This window comes from Pseudomonas sp. NPDC089554 (assembly GCF_050280645.1).
Taxonomy (GTDB): Bacteria; Pseudomonadota; Gammaproteobacteria; order Pseudomonadales; family Pseudomonadaceae; genus Aquipseudomonas.
In genome coordinates this window covers 65,711-76,290 of the sequence record NZ_JBNNVR010000016.1, presented here as the reverse complement: position 1 = coordinate 76,290, position 10,580 = coordinate 65,711, and the positions used below count along the sequence as shown (strand labels likewise).

Annotated in this window: 7 protein-coding genes; all 7 read right to left on the bottom strand. The window is 62.8% G+C overall.

Going from position 1 to position 10,580, the window contains the following annotated elements:
* Positions 1–1,052, bottom strand: a 1,052-nt coding sequence (locus ACQKPE_RS07715) for a 30S ribosomal protein S1 (RefSeq protein WP_427664638.1), incomplete at its 3' end; no start/stop codon positions are given.
* A gap of 124 nt (positions 1,053–1,176) precedes the next feature.
* On the bottom strand, positions 1,177–1,857 hold the full coding sequence (gene cmk, locus ACQKPE_RS07710) for a (d)CMP kinase (RefSeq protein ID WP_427664643.1): 681 nt from the start codon (positions 1,855–1,857) through the stop codon (positions 1,177–1,179).
* Positions 1,858–1,859: 2 nt separating this feature from the next.
* Positions 1,860–4,070: a bifunctional prephenate dehydrogenase/3-phosphoshikimate 1-carboxyvinyltransferase gene (locus ACQKPE_RS07705; protein ID WP_427664641.1), complete on the bottom strand. Its 2,211-nt coding sequence runs from the start codon at positions 4,068–4,070 to the stop codon at positions 1,860–1,862.
* Positions 4,071–4,158: 88 nt separating this feature from the next.
* Positions 4,159–5,253, bottom strand: coding sequence for a prephenate dehydratase (gene pheA / locus ACQKPE_RS07700; RefSeq protein ID WP_427664637.1), 1,095 nt, complete (start codon positions 5,251–5,253; stop codon positions 4,159–4,161).
* Positions 5,253–6,338, bottom strand: coding sequence for a 3-phosphoserine/phosphohydroxythreonine transaminase (gene serC / locus ACQKPE_RS07695; RefSeq protein ID WP_427664636.1), 1,086 nt, complete (start codon positions 6,336–6,338; stop codon positions 5,253–5,255). The genes pheA and serC overlap by 1 nt, the downstream gene beginning before the upstream one ends.
* A 72-nt stretch (positions 6,339–6,410) precedes the next feature.
* The gene (gene gyrA, locus ACQKPE_RS07690) at positions 6,411–9,179 is read right to left on the bottom strand and encodes a DNA gyrase subunit A (protein ID WP_427664634.1); all 2,769 of its coding nucleotides are present in this window, start codon (positions 9,177–9,179) and stop codon (positions 6,411–6,413) included.
* Between the two features lie 269 nt (positions 9,180–9,448).
* Positions 9,449–10,525 carry an S-methyl-5-thioribose-1-phosphate isomerase gene (mtnA, locus tag ACQKPE_RS07685; RefSeq protein ID WP_427664632.1) on the bottom strand — a complete coding sequence of 359 codons (1,077 nt, stop codon included), beginning with the start codon at positions 10,523–10,525 and terminating at the stop codon, positions 9,449–9,451.
* Between the last annotated feature and the right edge of the window lie 55 nt (positions 10,526–10,580).

Sequence of the window (10,580 nt, the reverse complement as noted above, 5' to 3'; positions counted from 1 at the left end):
GCATCTTCGTCAGCGTGGTGCGCCACCAGGGTTTCGCCAATGCCCAGCGCGAGCTGAACCATGACTTCCACTTCGTCGCCAACCTGAACGACTTTCGACGGGTGGATGTTCTTGTTGGTCCAGTCCATTTCGGAAACGTGTACCAGGCCTTCGACACCCTCTTCCAGCTCGGCGAAGCAGCCGTAGTCGGTCAGGTTGGTGACGCGAGCGGTAACACGAGTACCTTCTGGGTAGCGAGCGGTGATAGCAACCCACGGATCTTCGCCCATCTGCTTCAGACCCAGGGAAACGCGGTTGCGCTCACGGTCGAACTTCAGGACGCGAACGTCGACTTCGTCACCAACGTTGACGATTTCCGACGGGTGCTTGATGCGCTTCCAGGCCATGTCGGTGATGTGCAGCAGGCCGTCGATGCCGCCCAGGTCCACGAAGGCGCCGTAGTCGGTGAGGTTCTTGACGATACCTTTGACCTGTTGGCCTTCCTGCAGGGTTTCCAGCAGGGCTTCGCGCTCGGCGCTGTTCTCGGCTTCCAGCACGCTGCGACGGGAAACGACAACGTTGTTGCGCTTCTGGTCCAGCTTGATGACCTTGAATTCCAGCTCTTTGCCTTCCAGGTGGGTGGTGTCGCGCACAGGGCGGACATCAACCAGGGAGCCCGGCAGGAACGCACGGATGCCGTTAACGTCGACAGTGAAGCCGCCCTTAACCTTACCGTTGATAACGCCCTTGACCACTTCTTCGGCGGCGAAAGCTGCTTCCAGAACAATCCAGCACTCGGCGCGCTTGGCTTTTTCACGGGACAGTTTGGTTTCGCCAAAGCCGTCTTCTACCGCGTCCAGCGCAACGTGAACTTCGTCACCGACCTTGATGGTCAGTTCGCCAGCTTCGTTGTAGAACTGCTCGAGCGGGATGACACCCTCGGACTTCAGGCCAGCGTGTACGGTAACCCAGTCGCCGTCGATGTCGACAACGATACCGGTGATGATTGCACCCGGCTGAAGATTGAGGGTTTTCAGGCTTTCTTCAAAGAGTTCTGCAAAGCTTTCGCTCATTTTAATTCCTGTTGATTCGGGCGATTGAACCGCCCACAGCCACATTCCAGACAATGTGGGTTTCGTTCATATAAAGGAACGCGGGCAAGACGTTGACTGGTGACCTTGCCTGCTTTCCTGGTTATCAGAGCAGATCGCGCTGGGCGAGCTCGCTCCTGATACGTTGCAACACCTGCTCGATGGACAACTCGGTGGAGTCCAGCTGGATGGCATCGGCCGCTGGTTTCAGCGGGGCCACCGTACGCTGGGTGTCACGCTCATCGCGTGCACGTATCTCATCCAGCAGACTCGCCAGACTAACATCTTCACCCTTGCCCTTCAACTGCAAATAACGGCGTCGAGCGCGTTCCTCTGCACTGGCGGTGAGGAATACCTTCAAGGGTGCATCCGGGAACACCACTGTGCCCATGTCCCGGCCATCGGCAATCAGCCCTGGCGCTTCGCGGAACGCACGCTGACGCTGCAACAGCGCCTCGCGCACCGCAGGCAGCGAGGCCACCATCGAGGCGCCAGCACCGACAGTCTCGGTGCGGATGACGTTGCTGACATCCTCGCCCTCAAGAATGATTTGTTGCAGCTTACCGGGCTCAGCCGCGATGAACTGCACATCCAGATGGGCAGCCAGGGCCTTGAGCAGCTCTTCGTTGGTCAGGTCGACACCGTGATTGCTGGCGGCAAAGGCCAGCAGGCGATACAGCGCGCCAGAATCCAGCAGGCGCCAACCCAGTTCGCGCGCCAGCAGGCCAGCGACGGTGCCCTTGCCCGAGCCGCTCGGCCCATCAATGGTGATGACCGGCGCTAGCATATTCACGACTTGCCCTCTTCAGCCACGTTAACCCCAACTTCAGCGCACAATGCCAGGAAGTTAGGGAAAGAGGTGGCGACGTTGGCGCAATCATGGATGCGGATCGGCGCACTGGCGCGCAGCGAGGCGATGCTGAAGGCCATCGAGATGCGGTGGTCGCCATGGCCATGCACTTCACCGCCGCCGATCTGGCCACCGTCGATGATGATGCCATCCGGGGTCGGCTCGCATTTCACGCCCAGGGCGATCAGGCCATCGGTCATGACCTGGATGCGATCGGATTCCTTGACCCGCAGCTCTTCGGCACCACGCAGCACAGTACGCCCTTCGGCGCAGGCCGCGGCGACGAACAGCACAGGGAATTCGTCGATGGCCAACGGCACCAAGTGCTCGGGAATCTCGATACCCTTGAGCTTGGCCGCACGCACGCGCAGATCGGCCACCGGCTCGCCGCCGACTTCACGCTGGTTTTCCAGGGTGATATCGCCGCCCATCAGGCGCAGGATGTCGATCACCCCGGTACGGGTCGGGTTGATACCGACATGCTCCAGCACCAGCTCCGAACCTTCTGCAGCGATGGACGCCGCGACCAGGAAGAAGGCCGAGGAGGAAATGTCCGCTGGCACTTCGATACGGGTTGCGCTCAGCTTGCCACCCGCCTTGAGCGAGGCAACCGGGCCGTTCGACTCCACCGCGTAGCCAAAACCTCGCAGCATACGCTCGGTGTGGTCACGGGTCGGTGTAGGCTCGATGACGGTGGTGGTGCCTTCGGCGTACAGGCCTGCCAGCAGCAGGCAGGATTTGACCTGGGCACTGGCCATCGGCAGCGTGTAGTTCAGCGCCTTGAGCTTGTGGCCGCCACGGATGGTCAGCGGCGGACGCCCGTCCGGGCCCGTCTCGACCACCGCGCCCATTTCGCGCAGCGGGTTGGCCACTCGGTTCATCGGACGCTTGGACAGCGAGGCATCGCCGGTCATGGTGGTGTCGAACGGCTGGGCCGCCAACAGGCCGGACAACAAGCGCATGGAGGTGCCGGAGTTGCCGACGTACAGCGGCCCAGGCGGCGGCTTCAGACCATGCAGGCCGACGCCATGGATAGTCACGCGGCCATGGTGCGGGCCTTCGATGACCACGCCCATGTCACGAAAGGCCTGGAGGGTCGCCAGGGCGTCCTCGCCTTCGAGGAAACCTTCCACCTCGGTGACGCCTTCGGCCAGCGAGCCGAGCATGATCGAGCGGTGGGAAATCGATTTGTCGCCCGGTACGCGAATCCGTCCGGACACGCGGCCACCAGGTTGGGCCAGGAAAATCAGGTCGTTGGCGTTCATAGCGTCCACATAGGCCCGACGGGCCAGGATTTTACTGAAATGCTCTCGGGCCACCCGGGCGCGGGTGAAAACACCCAGCAGTTGGTGCCCGTCCCCAGCATCGACCGCATCGCGCAAGGCGTCGAGATCGCTGCGAAATGTATCCAGCGTGCGCAGGACAGCTTCGCGGTTGGCGAGGAAGATGTCGTGCCACATGATCGGGTCGCTACCGGCGATTCTCGTGAAATCGCGAAAGCCCCCCGCAGCGTACCGGAAGATTTCCAGGTTTTCATTGCGCTTGGCCAAGGAGTCGACCAGGCCAAAGGCCAGCAGGTGCGGCAAATGGCTGGTAGCAGCCAATACCTCGTCATGGCGCTCTACCGGCATGTGCTCGACATCGGCCTCGAGCGCACGCCACAAGCGATCGACCAACGCCAGCGCAGCCGGGTCGGTTTCCGCCAGTGGCGTAAGGATGACTTTATGGCGGCGGAACAGCGCGGCGTTGGAAGCCTCCACCCCACTCTGCTCGGAACCCGCGATCGGGTGTCCCGGCACGAAGCGTGGCAGGCGTGCGGCAAAGGCTTCGCGCGCAGCGCGCACCACATTGCCCTTGGCGCTGCCGACGTCGGTGATGATCGCATCGCCCAGGTCAAGCTGGGCCAGGCGCGCCAGCAGCTTTTCCATCGCCAGGATCGGCACCGCCAACTGGATAACGTCAGCCCCTACGCAGGCCGCCGCGAGATCTTCCTCGCAGCGGTCGACCACGCCCAGCACGACCGCCTGCTTGCGCGACTGGGCATCGAGGTCGACACCCACCACCTCACGGCACAGGCCACTTTCGCGCAGGCCCTTGGCGAACGAGCCGCCGATCAGGCCAAGGCCGACCACGACCAGGCGGTCGATGATCGGCGCAGTTTTGTTTGTTACGGCATCTACCACGAGTGCGAACCCTGTTCAGAAATCAAGACAGTGTGTGAGCCCTCATGGGCTCGGATCAAAGCACCGCCTTCGGATAGGAACCCAACACCTTGAGCGCCACCGCCTCCTGGCTGATCTTTTCCAGCACCGCCTTGATCAGCGGGTCGCGGTGATGGCCGACGAAGTCGATGAAGAACACGTAGGTCCATTTACCGCTGCGCGACGGGCGGGTCTCGATGCGGGTGAGGTCGATGCCGTTCTCGTGGAATGGCACCAGCAGCTCGTGCAGCGCACCCGGCTTGTTGCTCATGGAAACGATGATCGAGGTCTTGTCATCGCCAGTTGGCGGCACTTCCTGGTTGCCGATCATCAAGAAGCGCGTGGAGTTGTCCGGGCGGTCCTCGATCTTCTCGGCAAGGCGAGTCAACTCGTACAGGTTGGCTGCCATGTCGCCGGCGATGGCCGCCGAATTCCACTCACCCTTCACGCGCTTGGCCGCCTCGGCGTTGCTCGATACCGCCACGCGCTCGACGTTCGGGTAGTGGGCATCCAGCCACTTGCGGCACTGGGCCAGGGACTGGGCATGGGAGTAGATGCGGGTGATGCTGTCGGTCTTGGTGTTCTCGCCCACCAGCAGGTGGTGGTGGATACGCAACTCCACCTCGCCGCAGATCACCATGTCGTGCTCGAGGAAGCTGTCGAGGGTGTGGCTGACGGCGCCTTCGGTGGAGTTTTCCACCGGCACCACGCCGAAGTTGACGGCGCCAGCCGCCACTTCACGGAACACTTCGTCGATAGCCGCCATCGGGCGGCTGACCACTGCATGGCCGAAGTGCTTCATGGCCGCAGCCTGGGTGAAAGTACCCTCCGGGCCGAGGTAGGCGACTTTCAGCGGCTCTTCCAGCGCCAGGCAGGACGACATGATTTCGCGGAACAGCCGCGCCATCTCTTCATTGTCCAGCGGCCCCTTGTTGCGCTCCATCACGCGCTTGAGCACCGCAGCTTCGCGCTCTGGGCGGTAGAACACCGGCTTCTCGCCTTCAGCGAGGGTCGCGGTCTTGACCCTCGCCACTTCCTGGGCGCAGCGGGCACGCTCGCTGATCAACTCGAGAATCTTCTCATCGAGGCTGTCGATACGTACGCGCAGCGCCTTGAGCTCGTGTTCGGACATCAGCCGCGCTCCTTCTCGAACTCAGCCATGTACGCCACCAGGGCCTCCACGGCGTCCAGGCCCAGGGCGTTGTAGATGGAGGCGCGCATGCCGCCCACCGAACGATGCCCCTTGAGGTTGAGCAAGCCACGCTCACCGGCGCCGGCCAGGAAGGCCTTGTCCAGGCGCTCGTCGGCCAAGCGGAACGGCACGTTCATCCAGGAGCGAGCGTTGTGGTTGATCGGGTTGGTGTAGAACGCGCTGCTGTCGATGAAACCATACAGGCGGTCTTTCTTCGCGCGGTTGCGCTGCTCCATGGCCTCGACGCCACCCTGCTCCTTGAGCCACTCGAACACCAGGCCCGAGAGGTACCAGGAATAGGTGGCCGGGGTGTTGTACATCGAGCCGTTGTCGGCGGAGACTTTGTAGTCGAGCATGGTTGGGCAGCTACTGCGAGCGTGGCCGAGCAGGTCTTCGCGAACGATCACCACCACCAGGCCGCTAGGGCCGATGTTCTTCTGCGCGCCGGCGTAGATCAGGCCGAACTGCGACACATCGATCGGCCGCGAGAGAATGTCGGAAGACATGTCGACCACCAGCGGCACGTCACCGGTCTGCGGCACCCAGTCGAACTGCAGACCACCGATGGTCTCGTTGGACGCATAGTGCACGTAGGCCGCGTTCTTGGTCAGTTGCCACTCGTTCTGGCCAGGGATGGCCAGGTAGTCGTAAGGCTTGGCGCTGGCGGCAGCGTTGATGTTGCCGAAACGACGACCTTCCTCGATGGCCTTCTTCGACCAGATACCGGTCTCGATGTAGTCGGCGGTGCCATCTTCGGGCAGCAGGTTCAGCGGAATTTCAGCGAACTGCTGGCTGGCGCCGCCCTGGAGGAACAGCACCTTGTAGTTAGAGGGAATGGACAGCAGGTCGCGCAGGTCCTGCTCGGCCTTTTCGGCGATCGCCACGTAGTCGTCGCCACGGTGGCTCATTTCCATCACGGACAAGCCCTTGCCACGCCAGTCCAGCATTTCGGCCTGGGCACGCTGCAGGACAGCGTCGGGAAGCGCAGCAGGGCCTGCGCAGAAGTTAAAGGCTCGTTTGCTCACATCCACTCTCGCTCTGCTCTATTCAGTCAGCGGGGCGACCAAATGGTCGCCCCGCCAGGGTTGTTGCGCTGTTTATTCCTGAGGTGCCTCTTCAGCGGCACCGCTGTCGTCATCGAGCGGCTCGATGGCGCCGATCTCGACGCCCTCCTCGTCCGTCTCGATGCCGTCATCGACTTCCTCGGAAGGCTCCTGGATACGCTCCAGGCCCACCAGGGTCTCGTCGCTGGCCAGCTTGATCAGGGTAACGCCCTGGGTGTTGCGGCTGAGGCTGGAGACTTCGCCGACCCGTGTACGCACCAAGGTGCCCTGGTCGGAAATCAGCATGATCTCCTCGCCTTCCTGCACCTGGATGGCGCCGATCAGCAAGCCATTGCGCCCCTTGGTACCCATGGCGATGACGCCCTGGCCACCACGGCCGCGACGCGGGAACTTCGACAGCGGCGTGCGCTTGCCGAAACCACGCTCGGAGGCAGTGAGGATCTGCGCGCCGGACTCGGGAATGAGCATCGAGATGATGCGCTGGCCCTTGCCCAGCTTCATGCCACGCACGCCACGGGCGTTACGGCCCATTTCACGTACCACGCTCTCGGCGAAGCGGATCACCTTGCCGGCGTCGGAGAACATCATGACTTCCTTGGCGCCATCGGTGATGGCGGCAGCGATCAGGGTGTCACCCTCCTTGAGCTTCAGGGCGATCAGGCCGTTGGAGCGCGGACGGGCGAACTGCACCAGCGGGGTCTTCTTCACGGTCCCGGAGGCGGTAGCCATGAAGATGTAGGCGCCAGTTGGCTCGGCCACCCACTCAGGGGTATCGCCGTCTTCTTCGTCGATTTCCTCGGCCTCGACCAGCTCACCCTCGAGCACGGCGTCGTCGGCTTCGTCGATGTCCTCATCGAGATCGGCGCTCTGCTGCAGGGCTTCGAGGTCGATTTGCAGCATCGCGGTGATGCGCTCGCCCTCTTCCAATGGCAGCAGGTTGACCAGCGGGCGACCACGGGCGGCGCGAGAGGCCTCCGGAATTTCGTAGGTCTTCTTCCAGTACACCTTGCCCTTGCTGGAGAACAGCAGCAGGGTGGCGTGGCTGTTGGCGACCAGCAGGTGCTCGATGTAGTCCTCGTCCTTCACGCCAGTGGCCGACTTGCCCTTGCCGCCACGGCGCTGGGCCTGGTAGGCGGACAGCGGCTGAGTCTTGGCATAGCCACCATGGGAGATGGTCACCACGCGCTCTTCTTCCGGGATCATGTCGCCGTAGTTGAGGTCGTGGCTGGCGTTGAGGATTTCGGTACGACGCACGTCGCCATATTCGGCGCGGATCGCTTCGAGTTCCTCGCGGATCACTTCCATCAGGCGCTCGGCGCTGCTCAGGATGCGGATCAGTTCGCCGATCTGCTCGAGGATTTCCTGGTACTCGGCCAGCAGCTTCTCGTGCTCCAGGCCCGTGAGGCGGTGCAGACGCAGGTCGAGGATGGCCTGGGCCTGCTCCGGCGACAGGTAATACTTGCCTTCACGCAGGCCGTATTGCTCAGGCAGGTCTTCCGGACGGCAGGAGTCGGCGCCAGCGCGCTCGACCATGACCTGCACGGCACTGGATTCCCAAGGCGTGCTGACCAGGGCTTCCTTGGCTTCCGACGGGGTCGGCGAAGCCTTGATCAGGGCGATGACCGGGTCGATGTTCGACAGCGCGACCGCCTGGCCTTCAAGGATATGGCCACGCTCGCGGGCCTTGCGCAGCTCGAACACGGTGCGACGGGTCACCACTTCGCGGCGGTGACGGACGAACGCTTCGAGCAGGTCCTTGAGGTTGAGCAGACGCGGACGGCCATCGATCAGGGCGACGATGTTGATACCGAACACGCTTTGCAGCTGGGTCTGCGAGTACAGGTTGTTGAGCACCACCTCCGGCACCTCGCCGCGACGCAGCTCGATGACGATGCGCATGCCGTCCTTGTCGGACTCGTCGCGCAGCTCGGTGATGCCTTCGATCTTCTTCTCTTTGACCAGCTCGGCGATCTTCTCGATCAGCCGCGCCTTGTTCAGCTGGTACGGCAGCTCGGTGACGACGATCTGCTGGCGACCGCCGACCTTGTCGATGTCCTCGATCTCGGAGCGGGCACGCATATAGATGCGGCCACGGCCAGTGCGATAGGCATCGATGATGCCCTGGCGGCCATTGATTTGGCCGGCAGTCGGGAAATCCGGGCCCGGGATGAACTGCATCAGCTCATCGACGGTGATCTCGGCGTTGTCGATCAATGCCAGGCAGCCGTCGATCACCTCGCCCAGGTTGTGCGGCGGGATGTTGGTCGCCATGCCCACGGCGATACCGCTGGAACCGTTGACCAGCAGGTTGGGGATCTTGGTCGGCATGACCGCCGGGATCTGCTCGGTGCCGTCGTAGTTGGGCACCCAGTCGACGGTTTCCTTGTGCAAGTCGGCCAGCAGCTCGTGGGCCAGCTTGGTCATGCGCACTTCGGTGTATCGCATGGCCGCGGCGTTGTCGCCGTCGACCGAACCGAAGTTGCCCTGGCCGTCGACCAGCAGGTAGCGCAGCGAGAATGGCTGGGCCATGCGCACGATGGTGTCGTACACGGCAGTATCGCCGTGCGGGTGGTATTTACCGATGACGTCACCGACCACACGGGCGGACTTCTTGTACGGCTTGTTCCAGTCGTTGCCCAGCTCGCTCATCGCGTACAGGACACGACGGTGCACAGGCTTCAAGCCATCACGTGCATCAGGCAGCGCTCGCCCGACAATCACGCTCATCGCGTAGTCGAGGTAGGACTGTCTCAGTTCGTCTTCGATATTGACCGGGAGGATTTCTTTGGCCAGTTCGCCCATGAGAAGCCTGATTCCTTTTTCTGGTGAAACTCCGTCGTATCCATCGGTGGACGAACGAAGCTCGCCGCCGCAGCGCTTGGCCATGCGACGACATACGACAAATCAATGAGTTGAGCCATGGATCTGCGCAATGAAGGCCGCTGCAAAGCGCGGCCTTGGAAACTGTCGGATGGTATCACAAAGGCTGGGGGCGTGGGAGATAGGGCAGGATGCCGCTGGAGCGGAAAAATGTGCTGTTCATGTAAGACGCCGACACCCCCTGCACACCCTCAATGCAAGCGTTTGCGACACACCAGCTGGGCGATCTTGGCGGCATCAGGCCGCTCGATTACGCCGCGCTCGGTCACGATAACATCGACAAGGTCTGCCGGAGTCACATCGAAGACCGTATTGAACACTTCGACATCCGCTGCGACCCGGGTACCTGCCACTTCCAACAGCTCACCGGCATCGCGTTCTTCCAACGGAATATCCTCGCCCGTGGCCAGGTTCAGGTCGATGCTGGTGCTCGGCGCCACCACCATGAAGCGCACGCCGTGGTGCATGGCGGCAACGGCCATCTGGTAAGTGCCGATCTTGCCGACCACATCGCCATTGGCGGCAATGCAATCGGCGCCAACCACTACCCAGGTGATGCCTTTGGTCTTCATCAGGTGCGCCAGCGCGGAATCTGCGCACAAAGTGACGGGAACCCCCTCATGCGCCAGCTCCCAGCCGGTCAGCCGCGAACCTTGCAACCAAGGCCGTGTTTCCCCGGCATAGACGCGCTGGACCATGCCTTCCAGGTACGCCGCCCGCACGACACCCAAGGCTGTGCCGAAACCACCACTGGCCAGGGCGCCGGCATTGCCATAGGTGAGCAGGGTCTGCTCATTGCCCTGGTGCTTGCGGATCAGCTCGATGCCGTACTGGGCCATGGTCAGGTTGGCTTCACGGTCGCTTTCATGAATCGCCAGCGCCTCGGCCTCCAGCGCAGCCACGGCGCCTTCGCCATCACGCAGGCGCTGTAGACGCTCCCGCATGCGGTTCAGCGACCAGAACAGGTTGGCGGCGGTAGGCCGCGACTCGGCCAGCGCCAGGAAATCCTCCTCCAGCGCGTACTCCCAATCATCGCCCTCGGCCAGGCGCTGGCGCGCGGCGAGCACCAGGCCATAGGCAGCGGCGATGCCAATGGCCGAAGCGCCGCGCACGGCCATGCTGCGAATCGCCTCGACCACCGAGGCCACGTCGGCGCAGGCCAGCCAGTGCTCGCGGGCAGGCAGCAGGCGCTGGTCGAGCAGATGCAAGGTGCCATCCCGCCACTGGATGCCTGTCACCTTCTCCGCCGCCAAAAGTCGCTCGCGCATTGCCTCTCCCCGTCATTGGCCATTCAAAAGCGGTCGATTATAGCGAGCCCCAGCC